Origin of the sequence: Aeromonas ichthyocola (genome assembly GCF_046087985.1) — a bacterium.
Classification (GTDB): domain Bacteria; phylum Pseudomonadota; class Gammaproteobacteria; order Enterobacterales; family Aeromonadaceae; genus Aeromonas; species Aeromonas rivipollensis.
The window spans coordinates 572,560-596,103 of sequence record NZ_JBJSWH010000002.1 but is presented as its reverse complement, the minus strand read 5'-3'; the positions used below and the strand labels follow the sequence as shown (position 1 = coordinate 596,103).

The window sequence follows — 23,544 nt, the reverse complement described above, 5'->3', positions numbered from 1 at the left end:
GGCGCCGTGCTAACCCCGGACGCCTGGGCCGGGAAGTGAAGGAGGGGCCTGGGGCCCCTCCTGTCATCACGGGCGCTACGCCCTTATTTCACGATTTCGTAGCAGGGAATGTACTGGCTGCCAGGCAGCTTCATCCGCTGCTGCCTGACGAAGCTCTCCAGCAGCCTGTCCATCAGGTGCATCAGCTCCTTGTCGCCGTGCAGCTTGAAGGGGCCCTTCTTCTCGATGGCGCGAATGCCCCCTTCCTTGACGTTGCCGGCGACTATGCCGGAGAAGGCGCGCCTCAGGTTCGCCGCCAGCAGCTGGGGCGGCTGGTTGCGGTGCAGATCCAGGCTCGCCATGCTGGCGTGATCCGGCTCGAACGGCAGCTGGAACTCCGGCTCTATGCGCAAGGACCAGTTGAAGGAGTAGGCATCTCCCACCGACTTGCGGTATTCGCGGATCTTCGGCATCGCCTCCTTCATCACCCGCGCCACTTCCGGGGCATCCCCGACAATGATGCGGTAGAGGCTGGTGGCCGGCTCACCCAGGGTGGCCTTGACGAAGTCGTCGATGGCGCGGAAGTAGTCGGCGCTCTCCTTCGGACCGGTCAGTATGATTGGCATGGGCTGCCGCTCGTTGGCCGGGTGCATCATGATGCCGAGCAGATAGAGCAGCTCCTCGGCGGTACCGACCCCGCCCGGGAAGATGATGATGCCGTGGCCCAGACGCACGAAGGCCTCCAGCCGCTTCTCGATGTCCGGCAGTATCACCAGCTCGTTGACTATGGGGTTCGGCGGCTCGGCGGCGATGATGGAGGGCTCGGTGAGACCTATGTAGCGGCCGTTGCGCACCCGCTGCTTGGCGTGGCCGACGGCGGCCCCCTTCATGGGGCCTTCCATGGCACCCGGGCCGCAGCCGGTGCAGATGTTGAGCTCCCGCAGGCCCAGCTCGCTGCCCACGGCGCGGGTGTACTGGTACTCCACCTCGTTGATGGAGTGACCGCCCCAGCAGACCACCAGGTTGGGATCGGCGCCGGGCAGGATCGCCTTGGCGTTGCGCAGTATGGCGAACACCACATTGGAGATGTGGGTGGAGCTGGTGAGGTTGACCAGGCGATTGGACTCCAGCTGGGTCGAGACATAGAGGATGTCGCGCAGCACGGAGAACAGGTGCTCCTGGATGCCGCGGATGATCTCGCCATCGACGAAGGCGTGCTCGGGGGCATTGAACAGCTCGAGTTTGACCCCGCGTTCGCGCCGGATCACATGAATATCGAAGGACTTGAAGCGCTCCAGTATCTCTTTGGAGCTGTCGGTGTGGCTGCCGGAGTTGAGCACCGCCAGCGAGCAGTTGCGAAACAGTTGATAGATATCGCTGGAGGCGGTCTGCTTGAGGCGATCCACCTCAAGTTGGGACAGCAGGTCCATGCTGCCCACGGGATTGATGTGTGTAATCATAATTTCCCCTTTCACTCGCTTGTTATCGTTGTGCTTTCCCTGGGGAGAAAACGGGATGCCATGGCATCCCTCGATTTCGATAGTAGAGGCAAGGGGTGGGGCAGGGGAATAGGGGGGCGGTGCGTTTGCCTGTTTTTTAGCCGCAGTTCAACCCGGGTTCAGGCCAGATTGACCTGATCCCGGCCCAGATTCTTGGAGCTGTAGAGTGCCTTGTCTGCGCGCTCGAATGCGTCCGTGGTGTGGTCCCCTTCGCGAAACAGGGTGGCGCCGATGGAGATGGTGATCTCGACCCTGGCGTCTCTGAACCGGAACGGAATGCTCTTGACCGTCTGGCGCAGGTTCTCCAGGGGTTTCTGGTACTTGTCCGGATTGATGTTCGGCAGCAGCACCACGAACTCCTCCCCACCGAAGCGGGCGATGAAGTCGGTGTCACGCAAGGCGTTCTGCAAGGCCTTGGCGACCACCTTCAATGCCTTGTCCCCGGCCATGTGGCCGTAGTTGTCATTGATGTTCTTGAAGTGGTCTATGTCGATGATCGCCAGGCACAGCGGGGTGCCGTAGCGCAGCCAGCGCTTGTACTCGAGCTCGAGCCGCTCGTCGAGGGCCGCCCTGTTGTGCACCTGGGTCAGGCTGTCGAGAAAAAGCTTGTGCTTCTGAATGGTGAGCCGCTTCTTGTACTCGGCCGTCTCCTCCTTCATCAGTCGCAGCTTGGCTTCCATGTTGGAGAGGTGGGTGAGCAGGTGACGCTCGCGGCTGGCCATGGCCTCCCGCTCCTGCTGCAGGCGGCGTATGGTGTCCAGATGGCTGGAGATGGCCCCCTTGAGGGACTGCGGGGAATTGTGGGTCGCCATGGTGTGATCGATGGCGGCGAGTTCCCGCTCCAGCGCCTGGCCGCTGAGGTGGGTGGCATTTTGCAGCGCCCGCCCCTCGTCCAGGGACTCGGTAAAGTTGAAATGTACCGCGGAGAGGCTCTCGTTGAGGGAGCTGAGGAAGGCCTGGGAGGATTTACGCTCCTCCCGGGTCCCCTCAATGATGAGCTCGATGATCTGCAGGCAGATCTCCGCCAGCAGGGGCGGGGTGATCCCCCCCAGCAGCTGGCGGCGTATGTCCGCCAGGCTCTCCCCCACGGCGCCGGCAAAGTCGAGCTCTGTGATGAGCCGCTGCAGCTCATCGGAGATCTGGGCGTGGGCCTTGATATCGAAGGAGTCGCTGGGCGCCGGGTTGGAGAGCTCGGTGGCCATCTCGGGGGCGAGCAGCGGCTGGCGTGGCAGCAGCTGGATCTTGATGGCCTGCTGGTAGAACTCCAGCAAGCGGATCACCTTCTTCTGGTGATCGCCTATGCCATAGCCCTCGGGGCTCGCGAGAAACTCCTTGAGGGAGCGACGGGTATCTTCCGGAAAGCCCTTCAATGACTTGAGCTGCTTGCTGCCGAGATCGATGGCGGCTCGAGTCAGACTGATGGACTCCTCCATGGCGTGGCCATGTTGCTGCAACAGCTTCTCGATGACGGCGAGATCGGCGTCGAGCGAGGAGAGGGGAGGATTGCCATCGAGCTTCTGCTTGAGCTTGGCGAGCCGGCTGTCCAGTTCACGATCGTGACCACGGCAGGCCTGCATCAGCTTGCCGATAAACTGGATGCTGCGGGTGCGTTCGGCATCGGAGAACGTGGCCATGCCATCGAGCTCCTGCTGTTTTTGCTGAAGGGATTCCCTGAGTCTTGCCAGTTGTCCTGTTACGGCAGCGATATCATTCATTGTGCAGGTCGCCCTGTTGTCATTATCGTTTTTGTGTCGTCCAGCAACAGTAAGCCAATGAAAGACCCCGTTGAGTACCTTTTTGTTATGGGTTATCCGGCACTTTCGTCCGTGAAAGCAAAAGCCAATTAACCCATTGCTTTTCATGAGAAGAATTTACTTTTACCAGTCCCTTGTCAATTGCCATCAAGCAGCATTGCCACACATCGCCATTAAAAAATGCGGCCTGTTGGCAATCGATGGCCGCCAGCTCCAGCCAGACGCTCTGCTGGTATTTGTCGCTGAGTTGCATGGCCCCCGAGAGCGCCAGATAACAGAGGTCGAACAGGCCGTGATGATCGAGGGCCATGGCCGCCTTGGGCAGGAAGGGATGGCTGACGATGCCGAGGCTGATGTGCCTGTCCAGCGGGTATTCGCAGGGGAAAGCGGCCAGGGTCTCCAGCAGCTCCTGCGCCAGCTGGTGCAGCTGGGCCACGTGACGCTGAGGCACCACGTAGAGCAGGTGTCCCTCGCGCAGGTCGTAGATGCGGCCATCCTGAGGGGTCAGCTGATTGACGTAGCGGCCGAAGGCCTGCTCAATCTCGCGGCTGACCTGATATCCATGCTGCTCCAGGCTGTTGACCAGGAAGGGCACCCGGAACAGCAGGTAGTGGAGCTTGTCGTCAAACTCGCTGGTGGGGCGCTCGCTCAGGTACCAGCGATCGGATTTTTGCTGGCGCTTGGCCATCTCGCGAGGCCAGCGGCTCATCAGTCGCTGCCAGTTGGCAAGGCCGCTGCGCGGCTCGATGAGCAGGGCTTCGCCCAGCTGTCTGGCATTGAGGCGGGCGACCCGCAGCTTGAGCCAGAGGGTGAAAAAGAGGTAGATGAACAGGACCAGCAGCAGGCCAGTGCTGACGCTGGTCCAGAGATAGCGCTCCTGCTGATGCTGGCTCTGGTCGAGGCGCTGCTCCAGTTCCTTGACCTGCTGGACCCGCTCCACCTGGGCGTAGTTGTCGCGGACCGCCTCCTGCTCCAGATCGAGCTGCTGCTGGCGGACCAGCTCGCTGCGCTGGTGATAATTCTTGTAACTCTCGAGGGCCTGCTGGAGGTAGCCCTTCTGCTCGTAGGCGATGGCGAGCAGCCGGAAGATTTCAAACTGGCGGCGGATGTCGCCAATCCGGTTGGCCAGGGTCAGGGCATTCTCCAGCTGCAGGATGGCGATGCCCGCCTCCTGCTGCTTGAGGTGCAGCTCTCCCAGTAGCAACAGGGTATCGATCAGCGACTCCTTGTCGTCCCCCAGCTCGTGGGATTGGCGCGCCGCATTGAGGTAGTTGCGGGCCAGGGTCAGGTTGCCGGTCTGCAGATAGGTCTTGCCTATCTCGAACTTGAGGTGGGCGATGCGGGTGCGGTTGTTGTTCTCGCCCAGCAGATCCAGGGCGTTGAAGAAGTAGACCAGCGCCATGTTCATCTCCCCCTGATCCCGGTTGAGCCGGGCGAGCACTATCAGGGCGTCGCTCAGCAGGGAGGGGTTGCCGAGGGCATGGAAGTAGTTGGCCGCCTCGTTGGCATACTGCAGCGCTTTTTGCGGCTCCTGCTCCGCCTGATAGAGGCTGATCATCTGGTTCGACAGCAGGCCGAGGAAGAGGGGATCCTGCAGATTCTTGGCCTGCTGCTGGGCGTCGATATACTCCCCGAGGGCGAGCTGGGGCTGTCCGAGCGCCTGATAGAGATCCCCTCCCACGGCGCTGACCCAGGCCCTGGCCAGTGGGTTCTTGGCCTGTTCCGCCCATTGGCGCGCCTCTGTCAGCTGGCGCTTGGCCAGATCGAACTGGCGCCCCTCCATGCTGGCATTGACGTGCAGCAGGCGGCTGTAGACCTGCAGCTGACTCTCTTTGAGGCCGGGGTTGGTCAGCAGCTTGTCCAGCTGTTCGAGCGCCATAGTGCTGGCGCCAGGGGCATGCTCCTGCATCTCCCGGCTGCGGATCTTTAGGTAGAGACCATGGGCCTGCAGCTCGAACTGCTGCTCCTTCTCGGCCATGGCGATGCCCTTGTCGAAGGAGTCCTGGGCCGGCTGGCTCTGTCCCAGCTGTTGCAGGCACTCGCCCTGAAGCAGGTAGGCACCCGTGGTCTGGGTCGCGGTGCCATAGCTCAGGATCGGCTCCCGATAGCCGTATTCCTGACGGTTGCTGATGATTTGCTTGGGGTTATTGGCCGTGCGTTCGAGGAAGGAGGTGGCAATCTGGACACATCTGGCGGGATCGGTCAGCACCAGGGTCTGTGCCTGCTGCAGATCGATAGACAACTGCTCCTTGGCCAGATCCAGATCCGGAGCCGACAGGGAGGACATCATCATTGCCAGAAAAAACAGTTGATTCATTGGATTAAGAACGGCACCGAGGTGCAGGCATGTTATCCAAGCCCACCCCCGCCCGTCCAGAGTTCATTGATGACATGGGTGATGGGCCTGATCCCCCGGGTTGTGGCGCCGGGCTTACTGGCGGATGAGGCGCAGGTTGGCGGGCACCGACTCCCAGTCGCTGCGGAAGGGGTTGATGTCCAGCCCCCCGCGGCGGGTGTAGCGGGCATAGACGGTCAGCTGCTGCGGGGCGCAGAAGTGCTTGAGATCGATGAAGATGCGCTCTATGCACTGCTCGTGGAACTCGTTGTGCTGGCGGAAGGAGATGAGATAGCGCAGCAGCTTCTCCCGATTGAGGCGCGGGCCGCGGTAGTGGATCACCAGGGATCCCCAGTCCGGCTGGCTGGTGACCAGGCAGTTGGACTTGAGCAGATGGCTGTGCAGTGTCTCTTCCACAATTTCCGCCTCTGCGGCTCCTTGCAGCAGGGTCTGGTCAAACTCGTAGCTGTCGATCTCTATGTCCTGCTCGTCGATGCATTCACCCGGCAGCAGCGCTATCTGGTGTGGAGCCTGATCGAGAGGGAACAGGGTGACGCTCACCTCCGCCCCGGCACAGGCGCTCAGGTCTTTGGCCAGCAGTGCCTGCACCGCCGACAGGGAGTCGCAGCGGGTCTGGTTGAAGGAGTTGAGGTAGAGCTTGAACGACTTGGATTCGATGAGGTTAGGGCTGGTGGCGGGCACAGCCACTTCGCCGAGCGCGACCACGGGCTTGCCCTTGGCGTTGAGCCAGGAGAGTTCATACAGGGTCCAGACGTCGCAGCCCTGGAAGGGCTGCGTTTCGCCAAGGCCGAGATCGTCGCGGTTCAGACTGCGTGGCACGGGTTGCAGCAGGGAGGGGGTGTACTGGCTGATGTAATCGGATTGCTGGCCCAGGCTCAGGCCGGTCAGGGCGCTGGCCCCGGCGTATCTATCTTGTTTGCTCACAGGGTTGCTCACGTAATGTGCTCATGATGAGTGGAATGAAACGGGCCATTGCAGGGCCGGATGGTTGCAGCCGTCTGGCTTGGGCGTCGGCCTCTCTGTATCCCGGGTTCTGTTTCTCGGGTCACTAGGTGGCTGGCAACCTTGTCTGTTACCGGGTTTGGTGGTGCAATAGCGGACTTTGCCAGCAATTGTGGGGATTTTCGATGTCGGATCAAGTTTTGTCTGCCCTGGAGCACTTTTTTGCGCTGGCAACGGGATGGCGAGGCCAGACGAGGGCTGCCCCTGTGCGAGTGGGAGGCGGACTGGCGCTCCCCCTGCGAGCTTGGATGAGCCCGCCGATGGGCGGGTGGCCTGGCGTCCTCACCATCGCCCCGAGCCCGCCGATTTTACGGCCATGGCCGATGCCCTTGAGCTGACTTGCATCCCCGCTCGCTATCGCCCTGTTTGGGCACTGGTTCAGCCGCCCCATCCCCTGCCCTACAAGGGGCTGCGCCTTGAACTCATCCTGCCGTGGAACGAGGCGGATCTGGACCTGCTCAAGGAGAACCTCATCGGCCACCTGCTGATGCTGCGCAAGTTGAAGCGCCCCCTCCTCTTCATCGCCACCACCCGCAACGAGATGACGCTGGTGTCGCTGGATAACGAGAGCGGTCAGGTGTGGCTGGAGTGGCTCGACTCCGGTCGCCGTCTGGTGCTGGCCCCCTCTTGCCGGCGTTTCTGGAGCGGCTGGAGACGTTGCCGCAATAGCGCCGGTTCGAGCCAAGGTTACTCATCGGAACGAACGAGAGCCCTTGCCATGCGGCAAGGCTCTTTTTATGGCATCGCGTACGGGCGCGCTTAATCCTTGAAATCCCAGGAGAGGTTGGAGACCAGACGGCAGCTGATCGCACTTGAAGTCGAAGATATCGTGCAGCGGCTCTGCCAGCGCCCACTCACCGCCACAGCTGGGGCAGGGGCGCGCCTTTCTCCTCGGCCGCTCAGGCCCGCCCACCCGGTAGAGGTAGTAGTAAGTCGGGATCCCGCAGAGCCCCTCCAGTCGTCTGGCCAGATCGCTGCCCCGGCGCTGCAGGCGGCTGCCCACCTCGCTGATTTCGTGCAGCACAGCGTGCTCGGCGATGGAGCCGTTCATCTGCAACTGATCGCAGGCCTCCCAATCCTCCTGCCACTTGATGATCTGCTTGTGGTCGCCGTTGGCGATGGCGGGCAGGCGGTAGAGCGGAATGGGGGCGAAATGATCGCCGCAGCGCAGGGGGGAGCAAGTGTGCACAAAGCTGGTGTAGAGCAGCATCCAGTTCGGCCGCTCGCCCTCCTGGCCGCAAGGATCCGTGCTGTCTGAGAGCAGATCCATGCCGAGCAGATGGGGCTTGGGGGCCAGCAGCCCCGCCTGGTGCAGGCCCTGTTCGGCCAGCGCGACCTGCTCGCTCTGGTTGTCCGGGTGCAGGCTGTCCTGCTCCGGGCAGACCACCCGGCTGACGAAGCAACCATCCTGCATGCTGGTGGGAAACTCCCGTCCCAGGATCTGCCCCTGGTAGCGCAGCATGTCGAGGTAGTTGACTATGGCCGGCTCGGCTTCGCCGAGGGAGGTGTCACGGTAGCATTCAAAGTTGAGTTCGAGGATATACATGGGGAGGCATCAATCCTGCTGCTGTTTGAGCAGCAGGGCGGTCAGGCGATCGACCTTCTGCTCGAGGCGTGCGAGCTGTTCGGCGAGTTGCTGCAGGGTGAGCTCCGGTGCCGGCTGCGGCACAGCCTCTGGCAGGACCATCTGCGCTCTCGGCTGGTCGCGATGGGGCTGCTGCTTCCACTGGCTCAGCACTTTCAGCAGCTCGGCCATGGGCACGGGCTGACTGAGGCGGGCCTTGACCATGGCAGTGGAGGGGGTCAGGCCCTTGGCGGCCAGCTCGTTGGCAATTCGGATGATCTCTGCTTGGGCGGACATAAGCCTGCTCATCAGGAAAGCGGCGCCAAGGGGGATCGATTGTTGAGGTGGGGGAAGCCAGGGCGGCATCTTAACCAAAGCCCGGCAGGGGAGAAAGCGGGCGGGCGGCTCAGCGGGGCTGGCGCAGCATCACGTCCAGCTGGTCGATGGCTTCGCACCAGTCGGAGTCATTCCACAGGGCGTCGCGCAGAAACTGGCCTGGGCGGGGCTCCAGAAGCTGGCCTCCGGCAACAGGGTCTGATTGTCCAGGTGATGGTCGTGCACAAAGCGGTGCAGGCTCAGCTCGTCGTTGGCCATCCCAGCTGGGCAAACAGGGCTGGCAGATCGTGGACAAGGGGTTCCATCTCGTCTCTCCCTTTGTTTAATCCCTGAGATTATAGCCAGGCACAGCCATCGGGCCTTGCCCAGATTGGGGATCAGGCTGAGGGGATTCGATGGGGCGGCAGCTCGACGCCTACGATGTGCAGCCCCTGCATGCTTGAGGGTGCCCTGATAGTGGCTCTCGCCATCGCTGGAGAATTCAAACTGATAGTGGGTCAGCAGCCGCAGGGCCTGTGGCCAGCGCGCCGGTTGCGGGCCAGCGACAGCAGTTGCAGATCATGGTGCTGGCAGTAGCGGCGCATGTATTGCCAGGCCACTCCTGCCTGTTGGCGCTGCAGCCAGAACAGGCCGGCTACGGCAATCAGCAACAAAATTCCGAGCATCTCTCCCATCAGGCGGGCTTCCTTATCGTGATGTCGATAACCGGAGTCCTGTTCGGCACTCCCGATCCCTGCTATTTCCCGCCGTGTTGCCTCGTGGCGTGAGGGGGAGGCGAGGTATCAGGCCGAGGCAAACAGACGGCCGATGGCCTTGCCCAGCGCATCGCTGCGCTCGGGGTCACGCAGTCTGGCCAGCATATCATTGCGCAGGGCCGGTAAAGTGTCACCAGCTCGGCAAAAACCTGATTGAAGAACTGGGTCGGTTGCAGTGCCAGCTGTTCCAGATAGTGGCTGAGCAGATTGGCATCTTTCAGATCGGGCCAAAGCCGGCCCGCAATGGCGAGCAGTAGCGCAGGGCTCGGCTGGGTTTGCAGCAGGGTCAGCAGCTTGTTGGTGCGCAAGGCATTGCCTGAGCAGGAGGCCAGTGCCCGGCACAGGTAGGCCAGGGTCTCGGCACTGGGGGCCGCGCACTCCTGCTCCTTGCCGATGCGCTCGAGCAGGGCACCTTGCAGCGCCGGGGGCAGGGGGGCGTTTTCCAGGCTCTGGCACAGGGCGTAGAGCGGCTCCTGAGGCAGCCTTGGCAGCGCCTTGCACACCAGGGCCAGATTGCGTTCATCCTGCAGCCGCTCCGCCAGATCGGCGAAGCCTTGCAGCCCCAGGGCCTGCCACCCCTCTTCTCCCCCGGCGCCGCCAGGTAGTGGCAGAGGGCCTCGTAGTAGGCGGAAGGCGCCTGCTCCAGCTGACGGGCCAGCTTGGCATGCAGGCTGGCCATCTTGGCCTCGGCCGGCCGGAAGGTGTAGGGGTTGTCGGCCAGTCGCTGCGCCTTCTCCTCGTCCAGATCGCCGGTGAGCTTGTAGCCCAGGGTCTCGACCACCTGATCCATGAAGTGCTTGGGGCCGCTGGCGATGAGCAGGCCATGCTCGTCGAGGGCAAACTTGAGGAACCAGAGGTAGTGCCTGGATTCGGCTGGCTGGAAGAAGTGCACGCCGAGCCAGGCATGCTGTTGCAGTGGCCAGGGGTAGGGCTCCTGCTGCTGTTCGATGCGAACGAAGAGATCGCTCGCCAGCGGGCGCACCTGGCGGCCCATGTCGAACAGCTGGAACTGGGTCTCGGCCTGGGTCAGGAATTCGGTCAGGGTATTGATGGCAGACATGAAAGCATCCGGCTGAATGTGATGCGGGCGATTATAAGGAGGCTGCATCAGATAGCCAGTGGTGCAGGTGCGAGCCATGAAAGTGATGGCAGCATGGCAGCGACCCCGGGGGCGGTGTATAGTAACGCCCCTTTTTGGCACGCGTGTTTGAAGAAGACGGGATCCCTGCCCTCTGGCAGCGGGATGATCGTCGAGACGAGGAAGAGGACGAGATGAATCAATATTTGCTGGTCGCCGGTCTGCTGGGTGAACTCACCGCCGAGTTGCAACGCCTCGAACGCTGGCAAGCCGAACATCCGGGGGCCGAGGCGCTGGCGAGCGAGCTGCCGTTTTGCGTCGATACCCTGAGCTTCGATCAATGGTTGCAGTTCGTGCTGATACCGCGCATGGAGCAGCTGGTGCTGCTGCAGGCGCCGCTGCCCACCAGCGTATCCCTCTATCCCATGGCGAGCGAAGCCTACAAGGACGAGCTGGCCGAGGTGGCCGGGCTGCTGCGCCTCATCGGTCGTTTCGATCTGCTGCTGACCGGAAAAGTGGTGGAGCAATGATCAATCCCCTGCCTGCCCTGGCCGCGGCGCGCTTCATTGGTGATACCCGGGTGGCGGCATGAAACTGACCCTGCTCTACCAGGATGAGTGGCTGGTGGCGGTCAACAAGCCGTCGGGCCTGCTGGTGCATCGCAGCTGGCTCGACAAGGCCGAGACCCGTTTCGCCATGCAGATGACCCGGGATCTTATCGGGGGGCGTCATGTCTACCCCGTGCACCGGCTCGACAAGGCCCACCTCAGGGGTGTTGCTGTTTGCCCTCGATCCCGCCGTGGCCCGGACCCTGACCGAGGCGTTTGCCGCCCGTCGGGTACACAAGGAGTACCTGGCGCTGGTGCGGGGCTGGGCCCCCGAGCAGGGGCTGATCGACTATCCCCTCAAGGAGCAGCTGGACAAGATAGCCGATGCCATGAGCAGCCCAGATCGCCCCGCCCAGGAGGCGGTGACGACGTTCCGTCGTCTGCATCAGGTCGAGCTGCCCCACGCCGTCTCCAAGAAGCATCCTACCAGCCGCTACAGTCTGGTTCGGCTCTTCCCCAAGACGGGCCGCAAGCATCAGCTGCGTCGTCATCTGGATCACCTGTTCCACCCCATAGTCGGTGACACCACCCATGGTGATGGCCGCCATAATCGCTTCTTTCGCGAGCACTATGGTTGCGAGCGGCTGCTGCTGGTCGCCCACCGCTTGAGCTTCGAGCACCCTGTGCTCAAGGTGCCGATGCGGATCCAGGCGCCACTCGGCCCTGAAGTGTTGGGCCTGTTCGCCAGGCTGGGGTGGCCCGCCAGCGAGAGCGACTACGGCGCCTGATACCCGTCATGATTTGTGGCCTCTGACCGGGCTGTGGCATGCTGTAGGCCACGCCCGTCAGAGGAACCACTTATGACTCAACGAGATACCCCGCCAGCAACCCCGCGCGCCCAGACCCTGTCCGGGGCCAAGACTCCGGGCATGATGCCAGAGTCGGGCCCTCTGCTTCGTTCGAGGAGTCGCTGATGGCCGACATCGATATCCTGGTCGGCACCGTCTACGGCTCGGCCATGCTGGTGGCCGAGACACTGCGGGATCACCTGCAAGCCCAGGGGCATGTCTGCCAGCTCTTCGACGAAGCCGAGCTGACCGACATAGACCAATCCCGCTTCTTGCTGATCGTCAGCGCCACCACGGGGCAGGGGGATATTCCTCCCAATCTGCAACCCTTCGCCACGGCCCTGGCCGATCGCGCCCCCTATATGAAGGGATGGCGTTATGCCCTCATCGCCATGGGGGACAGCAGCTATGAACACTTCTGCGGTGCCGGACGCAGGCTCGATGAACTGCTGCAGGAACTGGCCGCCGACGCCCTGGTACCGCGCCTTGAGATAGACGCGACACTGGAGGATGAGCCTGAGGTCGCGGCGCTGGCCTGGTTGAAAAGCTGGGAAAATAGACTCTAGCCGGATTGCCTTCGTATTTTAAATTTCTCCCCGTGAGCGTGCTGACGGGGGAGTGTTATTTTGGGACTCACTTAACCTTCCTTGAAATATATCCCGCACTTTATCCGGTTATTTTCCCCTGCCAGATCGGATTCCTCAGACCCATATTCATCAGAACTGCGACACATCAGAAAATTAAAAGTTCCGCACTGAAAGCGATTTCAATCATGTTTTCGTCACGGCGCGACTGATTATTCACTTAATCTTCATCGCAAATTAATAGTTGAAAGCGCTTTCTTTGGTGTTATTTTTCTTTGCGCTGGTGATTGTTGGTGTTTTATTGCTTGTTTTTGCTTTTTTTGCCTTTATATGCGTCCTCTGGGGTGAGGCCGCGCGATTTGTCACCGTTTTGTGAATCAGCTCATGTTTGTCGTGAAATTGGCTACATATAATCGACCCCGGTTATCGCTGAAACGTTTTTCAGTGATAAGAACTTGAATATCAGGATCACACTCCCAGCGGGAATAAGGAAAATGAAAATGAAAGCAAAGTGGCTCCCGATTGCAGCAGCAGTAACCGCTGCCCTGGCTTCTCAAGCCGCCTTCGCCGTTGATTTCCACGGCTACTTCCGTTCAGGTGTTGGTGTTTCCGAAGATGGAAGCATGCAGACTGGTTTGTCAGATAATGCAAAGCAGAAAGTTGGTCGTCTGGGTAATGAGGCTGACACCTACGGTGAAGTGCAACTGGGTCAGGAAGTCTTCAATAAAGATGGCAAGACTTTCTATGTGGACTCCATGGTTGCAATGACATCCAATGGCTCTAATGACTGGGAATCCACAGAGTCTCGATTCCAATGTACCTCCGCCGATGGCACTACATTGGACGGATGTGAAAACAAGGAAGACGCTACTTTTGCTCTGCGTCAGTTCAACGTACAAGCCAAGGGCCTGCTGGGCTTTGCACCGGAAGCCACCCTCTGGGCCGGTAAGCGCTACTACCAACGTCATGACGTCCACATCTCTGACTTCTACTACTGGAACATCTCCGGTGCCGGTGCCGGTATCGAAGGCATCCAGGCCGGTCCTGGCAAGGTTTCCTTCGCCTGGGTTCGCAACGACCGCAGTGGTACGAGTGATGGTTGGACATACAATGATGAGCTGAACGTCAACACGCTGGATCTGCGTTATGCTGGCATCCCGCTGTGGCAAGACGGTTCACTGGAAGTTGGCGTAGATTATGCGATTGCCAATCCATCCGATGCCCAAAAAGATTCGGCCAATCCGCAGTATAAGAATGCCAAGGATGGTGTCATGCTCACCGCCGAGCTTACCCAAGGCATCTTCGGTGGCTTCAACAAGACCGTGCTGCAGTACGGTACCGAAGGCTATTCCAAAGCGTTTGCCTTCTGGGGTGACGGCTCCTGGTACGGTGCCGAGGCCAAAGATGGTGCAGATGGCTTCCGCTTCATCAACCACGGTGTGATCCCAATGGGCAACTCCTGGGAGATGGGTCACCAGCTGGTTTACGGGGTAGGCAACGAGATGTGGGTTGGCAATGACAAATGGGAAACCATGTCCGTCGTTGCTCGCCCGATGTACAAGTGGGATGACTTCAACAAGACCATCTTTGAAGGCGGCTACTTCAAGGACAAGAACAAGTCTACCAATGGCTCTTCCCTTGAGGATTCTGGTTACAAGCTGACTCTGGCGCAGGCCTGGTCTGCCGGCTCCAGCTTCTGGGCCCGCCCGGAGATCCGCGTGTTTGCCTCTTACCTTGCACAAGACAAGCAGGATATGAAGGGTAATGCGTTCAATGGCGGTACATCCGATGACACTTGGAACTTCGGCGTCCAAGCAGAAGCCTGGTGGTAAGCAATATCTTCAGTTAAGTTAGTCACTGCCCCCTGATGGGGGCAGTTTTGTTTAGCAGGATTTGGCAACCGGGTTATGGAGATAAGAAGAATGAAACTGGTAAAGATGTCTATCGCGGCCGTGGTTACCGCGCTGTTGGCCGGTTGTTCCGGTAGCATGGTAGTGCCCGTGCAAGAGCACGCCTCCATCCTGAGCAATGCCGACCAGGCCAAGCAGGCGCTCGCTCAGACGACGAGCTGCTGCAAGGCATTCAACGAATTAAATTATGTCTCCCTGCCGGAGGGGGACACGCTGCTGACCCTGGATGGCAAGCAACCCAGCTATCAGTTTGACGAGGGGATGAGCTATTTTGCCGCCTATCGTCTGCCGGCCAATACCGGCAATCTGGCCATCACCCTGGCCTCCCAGGTGAGCAAGACGGTACTCGTGCCCAAGGTGATCATGCTGGATGCCCAGTTCAAGGTAACCCGCGTGCTGGGTGAATCTGTCTTCACGTATCAGCCAGCCCACCTGCTCGACAATGACAGGATCGAAGGCAAGGTGTTCGTGGACCGCAGCATGCCGGGCAATCCCGCGACCGAAACCTACATGGTGATCTATGCCCCGGCCGACGAGCTGTCCGGCAGCACCACCATATTGCATCCCGCCAAGGCGTTTGCCCGTGCCAATGGCACTGTCGAGCCGGATATCAAGGATCCCGTCATCCCACATTCCCCCTGGGGCCTGCTGCAACTCGAGGTTGTCGATATGGCCAAGGGGCAGGGCCTGGAAGCCGTGTTCAAGCCCGAGTATTCGGACAAGGTCGCGATGAGTCAGGCCGAGCCGGCCACGACGGCCGTGGCTGCGACGGCGGCGACCACTGCCGCTGTTGCCGCGACCCCCAGCGCACCAGCCCCCGCCATGCTGAGCGAGACCGAGACCTTCTACAACAGCCAGATCGAGAAAGCGGTCAAGGCCGGGGACATCGACAAGGCGATGCAGCTCGTGAGTGAAGCCGAGCGTGCCGGTTCAACCAAGGCGAAATCTGTCTTTATTGATGCGGTGAAGCGTTCACAAAAAAACTGAATGACTGAATATATGTAGACTAATATTTATTTCAGGCCTCCCTTGTTGGAGGCCTTTTTAATCGGTAGACTGGATAATATAAAACATCAATGCGTTACATTGAGTTACAATAAGTTTCCTTTGGCATTGTATCGTTTCTCTGTGATTTATTTTGAAGTGATTCTTTTCTTTTTGCCGCGTGACTATAACAATACGAAATAATATTCAAGATTCCCTCCCTTCCCCTTATTTAATTATCTTGTGATCTCTCCTCCAAATTTATTATTCCCTTGGGTGCGGTGCAGGCATTTTAAAAGCTGCTGGGTTATATTCTGTTGGTCAAAATAAGCAACCCGGGAAACGCATCCAGTACAACGTCAGATGAAGAAGGTCGTCATCTATAGCTGCACTGAGTCGTTGACGGAAAAAAATCCATTCAGGAGCGCACACATGTTAAAAAATGCTTTCTCTAATCTGCAAAAGGTCGGTAAGGCGCTGATGCTGCCCGTATCGGTCTTGCCCGTTGCAGGTATTCTGCTGGGGGTGGGCGCTGCTCACTTCAGCTGGTTGCCGGAAATTGTCTCCCAGCTGATGGAGCAGGCCGGTGGTTCAGTGTTTGGCCAGATGGCACTGCTGTTCGCCGTCGGCGTGGCACTTGGCTTTACCAATAACGATGGTGTATCCGGTCTGTCTGCCATCGTCGGCTACGGCATCATGGTCGCGACCCTGAAGGTCATGGCACCTGTGATGGGCGTCGAGAGCATAGATACCGGTGTGCTGGGGGGTATCCTCGCCGGTGGTGTCGCTGCCTGGGCGTTCAACCGCTTCTACAAGATCCAGCTGCCCGAGTACCTTGGCTTCTTCGCCGGTAAGCGTGCCGTGCCCATCATCACCGGCTTCGTTTCCATCGGCCTGGGTGTTGTGCTCTCCTTCATCTGGCCGCCGATCGGTGGTGCCATCGGAGCCTTCTCCGACTGGGCTGCCAACCAGAACCCGGTACTGGCCTTCGGTATCTACGGCGTGGTCGAGCGCTCCCTGATCCCGTTCGGTCTGCACCACATCTGGAACGTCCCCTTCTTCTATCAGGCGGGTACCTGTGTCAACGCCGCTGGCGAAACCGTACACGGCATCATGACCTGCTTCCTGACTGCTGATGACGCTTCCCGCGCTGCCGGTAACGGCTTCGGTCAACTGGCCGGTGGTTACCTGTTCAAGATGTTCGGTCTGCCTGCCGCTGCGTTTGCCATCGCTCACGCTGCCAAGCCGGAAAACCGCGCCAAGATTGTTGGTATCATGGCGTCCGCTGCCCTGACCTCCTTCCTGACCGGTATCACCGAGCCTATCGAATTCTCCTTCCTGTTCGTGGCACCGGTACTGTATGCGATTCACGCCCTGCTGGCCGGTCTGGCTTACGTCCTGACCAACTCCCTGGGGGTCGTACACGGTCACACCTTCTCCAACGGCTTCATCGACTTCGTGGTGCAATCGCCCCGTGCCGACAACATGCTGCTGCTGGTCGGTCTGGGTCTGGTCTACGCCGTCATCTACTACGTGGTCTTCACCGTGGTGATCCGTGCCATGAACCTGAAAACCCCGGGTCGCGAAGACGAAGCTGCCGAAGAGACCGTTGGTCAAAGCAAAGACGAGATGTCTGCTGCCCTGGTGTCTGCCTTCGGTGGTAAAGAGAACATCGCCTCCCTGGATGCCTGCATCACCCGTCTGCGTGTCGGCGTGAAGGATGTGGCCAAGGTTGACCAGGCTGGTCTGAAGAAGCTGGGCGCCGCCGGTGTGGTGGTTGCTGGCTCCGGCGTACAGGCCATCTTCGGTACCAAGTCCGACAACCTGAAAACCGACATGGACATCTGGATGAAGAGCAACTAATCCTGTTGCCTGAATATCAGAGTTCTTGAAAAGGGAGGCGCAAGCCTCCCTTTTTGCTGTTTCTGGCGACTTTGTGTTCAAGAGCCTGCACAGAGGCATATTCAGCCATGGTGCATGCTTAGATGTCAACGGGATGCAGTATGTGTAGCTGGCTTATCCTGTTGCCATCAAAGGCCGTCATGCCAATAAAGTGCCATAATCAAGCCAATAAAAAGGCGCCAGATGGCGCCTTTGCTGGGTGGGAAACTGCCTAGAGTTTTTCCAGGTCCCGCTCTATTTCGCTTATCTTGTTCTGCACCACTTTTTCCAGATGGCGCAGGTCGCGCAGGATTTTCTGCTTGATGTCCTGATCGATCTCGACGTGTACGCCCTGGGTCAGGTTATCCAGCTCATCCACCACGTACTTGAGGTTGGCGTTGATCTCGGTGACATCCTTGTACTCATGGGTGCCCGAGTCTATCAGCATGGTCTTGCGCTGGCGGGGATACTTGAATTTGACGCTCTTGGCGAAGAACTCTCCCTTCTGCTTCTTGAAATAGATCTTGAGGATGTCGTGGTTGGCTTCCTGGCGCAGGGTATAGCTGTCCACTGAGGTGGGCTCCTGGATCCCCAGGCTCTTCAGATTCTCGTACATCGGGCTTCCTCGGTTTGAAACGATCCTGACCCATCTATCTTAACCGAGTCCTGATGGCTTGCCTGTGACAGCGCCATAAAAAAGGGCGCCATCAGGCGCCCTTTTAATCACGACAACGCGGATTACTCGTCGATGGAACGCAGCAGGGCGTTGATGCCGACCTTGGCACGGGTCTTGGCATCCACCTTCTTGACGATGACGGCGGCATACAGGCTGTACTTGCCGCACTTGGAGGGCAGGGAGCCGGAGACCACCACTGAACCGGCCGGCACGCGACCATAGTGGATCTCGCCGGTTTCGCGGTCATAGATGCGGGTGGACTGGCCGATGAAGACGCCCATGGAGATGACGGAACCTTCCTCGACGATCACCCCTTCAACCACTTCTGACCGGGCACCGATGAAGCAGTTGTCCTCGATGATGGTCGGATTGGCCTGCAGCGGCTCCAGTACGCCACCTATGCCGACGCCGCCGGAGAGGTGCACGTTCTTGCCGATCTGGGCGCAGGAGCCCACTGTGGCCCAGGTATCGACCATGGTGCCTTCATCGACGAAGGCGCCGATGTTGACATAGGAGGGCATCAGCACTGTATTGGGGGCGATGAAGGAGCCCTTGCGAGCGGTGGCCGGCGGCACCACGCGCACGCCCGCCGCCTTGAACTGCTCTGCGGTGTAGTCGGAGAACTTGAGGGGAACCTTGTCGTAGTACTGGGCGTCGCCGCCCTTGATGATGCCGTTGTCATTGATGCGGAAGTAGAGCAGCACGGCCTTCTTCAGCCACTGGTGGACGACCCACTCACCGGCAATCTTCTCGGCGACCCGGGCCTTGCCGGAGTCCAGCAGATCGATGGCCTCCAGGATGGCGGCCTTGGTGGCGGCATCGACGGAGCCGGGGGTGATGGAATCACGGCGCTCGAAGGCCGCTTCGATGGTCTGTTGCAACTGGGTCATGACAGGTTTCCTTTAAAAAATTCTGTTTGTTGTATCACACTTTTCCAATCGTTTTTAAGGGCTCTGGCCGATTTCTTCAAAAGAAAGGCGGTTTATTGTACTTGAGTGGCCCAACCACTTGTTCTGATTGATAAATAAGAACGATAAACGGCGTCTTGTGAAGCCTTTCCCGGGCCTTATCGCCCCTCCTCGTCCCCCTGCTCCTGCGGGTTGAGCTGATTGACCAGTCGCTCCTCCAGCGCCTGCTGTTCGGCCTGGTTCAGCGGCTCGCCTTCGAGGGTGGTGAGGCTGAAGAAGTCTTCTACCCGCTCGCCTATGGTGGTGATCTTGGCGGCATGTAATTCGATGCCGCACTGCTGGAAGACGGCACCGATGCGGGCCAGCAGGCCCGGGGTATCCAGGGCGGTCAGCTCCAGCAGGGTGTGGCGGCTCTCCCCCTTCGTGGGTGAAGTGCGGGGCAGGAAGACCACCCGGGTCGGCACGCTGAACTGGCGGTGGCGCCGTGACAGGGGCTTGTTGCGCAGCACCAGCTTGCCCGGCTCCTGCAGCGCCTTCTCCAGCGCCTTCTTGATGGTGGCGGTGCGGTTGGGGCTGATGGGCTCGCCATTGGGTTCGAGCACGATGAAGGTGTCCAGCACATAGTCGTTGCGCGAATTCATGATCTGGGCGTCGTGGATGTTGAGGTTCTTCTGATCCAGCGCCGAGGCCACGGTAGCGAACAGATTCGGGGTGTCGCGGCAATAGATGAACACCTCGCTGCCGCCCCGGATGGGGTGCTTGCCGATGAGCACCAGGGGGGCCGGGTTGTCGCCGTGCGCGATGATCTTGCGGCAATGCCAGGCGATCTGCTCCGGGCTGTGGCGCAGGAAATAGTCGGCCTTGAAGTCGTTCCAGAGGGCGTTGACTGCCTCCTCTGGCACGTCCCGCTGGGCCAGGATCTGCCTGGCCTGACGCTGGTTCTCTCGGATCTTGAGGCGCATGTCCGGCGGGTTTTCCAGCCCCTGGCGCAGCGCCTTCTGGGTGGCGAAGTAGAGCTCCCGCAGCAGGGTGCCTTTCCAGTCATTCCACAGGGTGTCGTTGGTGGCGCAGATATCGGCCACAGTCAGGCAATAGAGCAGATCCAGGTGCAGTTCGTCGCGCACCTTGTGGGCGAAGTCGGTGACCACCTCGGGATCGTAGATGTCGCGGCGCTGGGCGGTGACCGACATCAGCAGGTGATGGCGCACCAGCCAGGCCACCAGGCGGCTCTCGTAGCGATCCAGCCCGTGCAACTGGCAGAACTCCAGCGCATCGACGGCGCCGAGCTCGGAGTGATCCCCCCGCCGCCCCTTGGCGATGTCGTGGAACAGGGCGGCGATGCTGAGCAACTCCGGCTTGCGCAACTGGGTGAACACCTCGTGGCAGAGCGGGTGGGTCTGGCGGCTGGCCGTGTTGGGGAAGCGATGGATGTTCTGGAGCAGGCGATGGGTGTGCTCATCGACCGTGTAGGCGTGGAACATGTCGAACTGCATCTGGCCGACGATGAGGTTCCACTGGGGCAGATAGGCCGCGAGGATCCCGTACTTATGCATAAGAGTGAGGGGCTGGCCGATGCCGTTGGGGTGGCGCAGCAGCGCCATGAACAGACGACGGCATTCGGGCAAGTCCTGCAGCCAGCAGCTGAGGGTGCGTCTGGCCTCCCGTAACTGGCGCAGGGTGGCGGAGTGGATGCCGGCGATGTCCGGGTGCTGGGCTATCTGGTAGAAGAGCCGCAGTATGGCGGCGGGGTCGCGGCCAAACAGCTCGGAGTCCACCGCATCGATGAGGCGGCCACGAAGCTGGAACTCGTCGCTGATGCGGCGCACATCCATGGCGGTGTTGCCGAGGATGGCCTCGTCAAACAGCTGCAGCAGCATCTCGTTGAGCTCGGCCACCCGTCTGACCGTCTGATAGAAACGCTTCATCATCTGCTCGACCGGGCCGTTGCCTTCCCCCTCGAACCCCAGCATCTGGGCCACGGTGCGCTGGCGATCGAACAAGAGGCGGTTGTCCCCCTTGTTGATGGCCATGTGCAGGGCGAAACGCACCTTCCACAGGAAGTTCTGGCAGTCGAGCAGCTCGCGGTACTCGGCCCGGTTGAGGAAACCGTGGCTGGTCATCTCGAACAGTGTGGTAGCGCCGAAGTGGCGGCGGGCGACCCAGGCCAGGGTCTGGATGTCCCGAAGGCCGCCGGGATTGCTCTTGAGATCGGGTTCCAGCTTGTAGGCGGTGCCGAGAAACTGCTGGTGGCGCAGGCTCTGCTCTTCGCGCTTGGCACGAAAGAAGGCCTCGCTCGGCCAGAAGTGCTGGGGCTGGGTGGCGGCCTGCAACTGCTCGAAGCCCGCCTGGCGCCCGGTGATGTAGCGCGCCTCGATAAGGTTGGTGGCGACAGTGATATCGCTGCGCCCCTGCTCGATGCACTCGCTCACGTTGCGCACCGATTGCCCGACTTCCAGCTTGAGATCCCACAGCAAGGTGATGAACTCGCCGATGCGCAGCCCCAGCACCTCGTCCAGCTCGTCCCCTTCATAGAGGATGAGCAGGTCGATGTCGGAGTGGGGGTGCAGTTCGCCCCGGCCATAGCCGCCCACCGCGATCAGGGTCAGGCTGGTCTTGTCGAAGCCGAACTTGTGCCAGAGCCTTGTCAGCAGCGCATCCATGTATTCGGAGCGGGTGGCCACCAGTTCGATGATGTTGTCGCCGGCATCGAAGCGCTCGTGCAGCCAGACAAGGAAGCGGCTCAGATACTCCTTGCAGTTGTCACGGGTGAGCTGGTCGTCGGGTAACAGGTGGGGGGAAAGCAGACTGGCATCCATGGCATCTCACACACAAGTGGCAGGCAAACGGCTGGAACGGGCAGTAAAAACCCCGGCGCTTTGAGGTCAGGGCCGGGGTTCGATGTTAGCTGTGTTTGATGACGCGGTCGATAGTGTCGTCGGGGCGCAGGGTGAGCACCTCGCAGCCATCCTCGGTGACCAGCAGGGTGTGTTCCCACTGGGCGGAGTCGCCGCCGTCCTTGGTGGTGACGGTCCAGCCATCCTTGGGATTGATGCGGCAATGATACTTCTTGCTGTTGACCATGGGCTCTATGGTGAAGCACATGCCCGGTTTGAGTTCCAGCTTGCCGCCATTGCGGTAGTGCAGGATCTGCGGCTCTTCGTGGAACTCGCTGCCGATGCCGTGGCCGCAGTAGTCACGTACCACGGAGAAACCGGCCTGCTCGACGATGGGCTGGATCACGGCGCCTATCTCTGTGATGCACATGCCGGGACGCACCTGCTTGATGGCGGCGTACAGGCTATCTTGCGCCACCTTGCACAGCTGGCGACGCAGGGGCGTGGTCTGGCCCACGATGAACATGGCGGAGGTATCGCCGTGGTAGCCATCCTTGATGACGGTGATGTCCAGGTTGATGATGTCCCCTTCCCGCAGCTTCTTGTGATTGGGGATGCCGTGGCAGATCACATCATTGACCGAGGTGCAGATGGACTTGGGGAAGCCGTGATAGTTGAGCGGCGCGGGAATGGCCTGCTGTACCTCGACGATATGGTTGTGGCACAGGGTGTTCAGCTCGTCTGTGGTGACGCCAGCCTTGACATGGGGGGCGATCATGACCAGCACATCGGCGGCCAGCTGGCCGGCAATGCGCATCTTTTCAATCTCTTCCGGTGTCTTGATTTTAATGGACATGGGATCTCTCTTGGGGCCCGACTGCGCATCCTGCCGATGCCCAACAATCAGGTAATGAAAAATAGATGCGTTTGCAATCAGGGCAAAATTTTATCCCCAACCCCCGTTTACTTCCAGTGTGATCGTCATCGCAACGTCATCCAGCGGTCGCAGCCCTCGCCGGGATCCATTTTTAGCGGTCCATCTGGTGGTGTCCTGACCAAAGTTATGGTATAAAGCGCGCCGGAATGGGGAACTTGTGTCCTCATGCCATCACCCTTAATCAATAACACACACACATCGACACCTGTACCGGGGTGCCCCTTTGGGGTCGGTTACATGGGATGTGTGGAGGCCTAACCCCAATACAGAGGTATAAAATGGCTAAAGTTTCTATGCGCGACATGCTGCAAGCCGGCGTTCACTTCGGTCACCAGACTCGTTACTGGAACCCGAAAATGAAGTCCTACATCTTCGGCGCCCGCAGCAAGGTTCACATCATCAACTTGGAAAAAACCGTTCCGATGTTTGACGATGCCATGAACTTCATCAGCTCCGTAGCTGCCAAGAAGGGCAAGGTCCTGTTTGTAGGTACCAAGCGTGCCGCGTCTGAAGCCGTAAAAGAAGCCGCTGAGCGTTGCGACCAGTTCTATGTTAACCACCGCTGGCTGGGCGGCATGCTGACCAACTGGAAAACCGTTCGTCAGTCCATCAAGCGCCTGAAAGATCTGGAAACCCAGAGCCAGGACGGTACCTTCGACAAGCTGACCAAGAAAGAGGCGCTGATGCGTACTCGCGAAATGGACAAGCTGGAGAAGAGCCTGGGTGGTATCAAGAACATGGGCGGCCTGCCTGACGTTCTGTTCGTTGTCGATGCCGACCACGAGCACATCGCTATCAAAGAAGCCAATAACCTGGGTATCCCGGTAGTTTCCATCGTTGATACCAACTCCAACCCGGACGGCGTTGACTATGTCATCCCGGGTAACGACGACGCTATCCGTGCCGTACAGCTGTACCTGAATGCTGCTGCTGACACCGTACTGGAAGCTCGCGCTCAGGACATCGTTGTTCAAGCCGAACAAGATGGCTTCGTTGAAGCTGAGTAATTGATAAGGACTGTAAAGCCCTTATTAACCAAGCTGATGTAATTGGTTAGCAGGGGCCCTTGTGGCCCCTGTTTCTTGTCAATTCAAGACCGAGGATACTGGAC

At 59.9% G+C, this 23,544-nt stretch carries 16 protein-coding genes and 5 pseudogenes; 8 read left to right on the top strand and 13 right to left on the bottom strand.

Annotated features, from left to right (window positions below):
* Nucleotides 1-83: 83 nt before the first annotated feature.
* The 4 genes from ppnN to queF form a co-directional block, all read right to left on the bottom strand.
* Nucleotides 84-1,439: a nucleotide 5'-monophosphate nucleosidase PpnN gene (ppnN, locus tag ACF2JD_RS07390; protein ID WP_106886059.1), complete on the bottom strand. Its 1,356-nt coding sequence runs from the start codon at nucleotides 1,437-1,439 to the stop codon at nucleotides 84-86.
* A gap of 158 nt (nucleotides 1,440-1,597) precedes the next feature.
* A complete protein-coding gene (locus ACF2JD_RS07385) occupies nucleotides 1,598-3,193 on the bottom strand; it encodes a diguanylate cyclase (RefSeq protein WP_440987097.1) in 1,596 nt (531 codons plus the stop codon).
* Nucleotides 3,194-3,278: 85 nt separating this feature from the next.
* Complete coding sequence (locus tag ACF2JD_RS07380; RefSeq protein ID WP_106886061.1) at nucleotides 3,279-5,549, bottom strand: hypothetical protein; 2,271 nt, start codon at nucleotides 5,547-5,549, stop codon at nucleotides 3,279-3,281.
* Nucleotides 5,550-5,663: 114 nt separating this feature from the next.
* On the bottom strand, nucleotides 5,664-6,512 hold the full coding sequence (gene queF, locus ACF2JD_RS07375; protein ID WP_440987096.1) for an NADPH-dependent 7-cyano-7-deazaguanine reductase QueF: 849 nt from the start codon (nucleotides 6,510-6,512) through the stop codon (nucleotides 5,664-5,666).
* Nucleotides 6,513-6,768: 256 nt separating this feature from the next.
* On the opposite strand from queF, the gene ACF2JD_RS07370 reads away from it, so the two are divergent.
* The gene (locus ACF2JD_RS07370; protein ID WP_440987095.1) at nucleotides 6,769-7,353 is read left to right on the top strand and encodes a SecY-interacting protein Syd; all 585 of its coding nucleotides are present in this window, start codon (nucleotides 6,769-6,771) and stop codon (nucleotides 7,351-7,353) included.
* On the opposite strand, the pseudogene ACF2JD_RS07365 reads toward ACF2JD_RS07370, so the two are convergent.
* The 5 genes and pseudogenes from ACF2JD_RS07365 to ACF2JD_RS07345 all read right to left on the bottom strand — a co-directional run bounded on the left by ACF2JD_RS07365 (nucleotide 7,350) and on the right by ACF2JD_RS07345 (nucleotide 10,305).
* Nucleotides 7,350-8,136: pseudogene (locus ACF2JD_RS07365) on the bottom strand (Zn-ribbon-containing protein). The gene ACF2JD_RS07370 and the pseudogene ACF2JD_RS07365 sit on opposite strands and share 4 nt — an antisense overlap.
* A gap of 9 nt (nucleotides 8,137-8,145) precedes the next feature.
* Nucleotides 8,146-8,451 (bottom strand): DNA-binding protein, encoded by a 306-nt coding sequence (locus ACF2JD_RS07360; RefSeq protein WP_440987094.1) that lies wholly within the window; start codon nucleotides 8,449-8,451, stop codon nucleotides 8,146-8,148.
* A 109-nt stretch (nucleotides 8,452-8,560) separates the two neighbouring features.
* A pseudogene (locus ACF2JD_RS07355) lies at nucleotides 8,561-8,795 on the bottom strand (DUF2789 family protein).
* Nucleotides 8,796-8,867: 72 nt separating this feature from the next.
* Nucleotides 8,868-9,164: pseudogene (locus ACF2JD_RS07350) on the bottom strand (DUF3301 domain-containing protein).
* 108 nt (nucleotides 9,165-9,272) lie between these two features.
* Nucleotides 9,273-10,305 (bottom strand): annotated as a pseudogene (locus tag ACF2JD_RS07345) (DUF3549 family protein).
* A 212-nt stretch (nucleotides 10,306-10,517) separates the two neighbouring features.
* Between ACF2JD_RS07345 and ACF2JD_RS07340 the strand changes: the two are divergent.
* The 6 genes and pseudogenes from ACF2JD_RS07340 to ptsG all read left to right on the top strand — a co-directional run bounded on the left by ACF2JD_RS07340 (nucleotide 10,518) and on the right by ptsG (nucleotide 17,060).
* Nucleotides 10,518-10,853, top strand: coding sequence for a YqcC family protein (locus ACF2JD_RS07340; RefSeq protein WP_025327927.1), 336 nt, complete (start codon nucleotides 10,518-10,520; stop codon nucleotides 10,851-10,853).
* A gap of 58 nt (nucleotides 10,854-10,911) precedes the next feature.
* Nucleotides 10,912-11,659 (top strand): annotated as a pseudogene (truC, locus tag ACF2JD_RS07335) (tRNA pseudouridine(65) synthase TruC).
* 185 nt (nucleotides 11,660-11,844) lie between these two features.
* Nucleotides 11,845-12,285: a flavodoxin gene (locus ACF2JD_RS07330; protein WP_440987093.1), complete on the top strand. Its 441-nt coding sequence runs from the start codon at nucleotides 11,845-11,847 to the stop codon at nucleotides 12,283-12,285.
* Between the two features lie 518 nt (nucleotides 12,286-12,803).
* Nucleotides 12,804-14,135: a maltoporin gene (locus ACF2JD_RS07325; RefSeq protein WP_394294606.1), complete on the top strand. Its 1,332-nt coding sequence runs from the start codon at nucleotides 12,804-12,806 to the stop codon at nucleotides 14,133-14,135.
* 90 nt (nucleotides 14,136-14,225) lie between these two features.
* A complete protein-coding gene (locus tag ACF2JD_RS07320) occupies nucleotides 14,226-15,200 on the top strand; it encodes a MalM family protein (RefSeq protein ID WP_440987092.1) in 975 nt (324 codons plus the stop codon).
* Between the two features lie 429 nt (nucleotides 15,201-15,629).
* Nucleotides 15,630-17,060 (top strand): PTS glucose transporter subunit IIBC, encoded by a 1,431-nt coding sequence (ptsG, locus tag ACF2JD_RS07315; protein ID WP_005330791.1) that lies wholly within the window; start codon nucleotides 15,630-15,632, stop codon nucleotides 17,058-17,060.
* A gap of 250 nt (nucleotides 17,061-17,310) precedes the next feature.
* On the opposite strand, the gene ACF2JD_RS07310 is transcribed toward ptsG, so the two are convergent.
* From ACF2JD_RS07310 to map, 4 genes are all read right to left on the bottom strand, one after another.
* Nucleotides 17,311-17,694, bottom strand: a complete 384-nt coding sequence (locus tag ACF2JD_RS07310) for a DUF3461 family protein (protein ID WP_005330793.1) — start codon at nucleotides 17,692-17,694, stop codon at nucleotides 17,311-17,313.
* A 122-nt stretch (nucleotides 17,695-17,816) separates the two neighbouring features.
* On the bottom strand, nucleotides 17,817-18,644 hold the full coding sequence (dapD, locus tag ACF2JD_RS07305; protein WP_429098669.1) for a 2,3,4,5-tetrahydropyridine-2,6-dicarboxylate N-succinyltransferase: 828 nt from the start codon (nucleotides 18,642-18,644) through the stop codon (nucleotides 17,817-17,819).
* Between the two features lie 176 nt (nucleotides 18,645-18,820).
* Nucleotides 18,821-21,478, bottom strand: coding sequence for a bifunctional uridylyltransferase/uridylyl-removing protein GlnD (glnD, locus tag ACF2JD_RS07300; protein ID WP_440987091.1), 2,658 nt, complete (start codon nucleotides 21,476-21,478; stop codon nucleotides 18,821-18,823).
* An 85-nt stretch (nucleotides 21,479-21,563) separates the two neighbouring features.
* On the bottom strand, nucleotides 21,564-22,352 hold the full coding sequence (gene map / locus ACF2JD_RS07295; protein ID WP_025327918.1) for a type I methionyl aminopeptidase: 789 nt from the start codon (nucleotides 22,350-22,352) through the stop codon (nucleotides 21,564-21,566).
* 359 nt (nucleotides 22,353-22,711) lie between these two features.
* Between map and rpsB the strand changes: the two genes are divergently transcribed.
* Nucleotides 22,712-23,440, top strand: a complete 729-nt coding sequence (rpsB, locus tag ACF2JD_RS07290; RefSeq protein ID WP_025327917.1) for a 30S ribosomal protein S2 — start codon at nucleotides 22,712-22,714, stop codon at nucleotides 23,438-23,440.
* The last annotated feature ends 104 nt before the right edge of the window (nucleotides 23,441-23,544 follow it).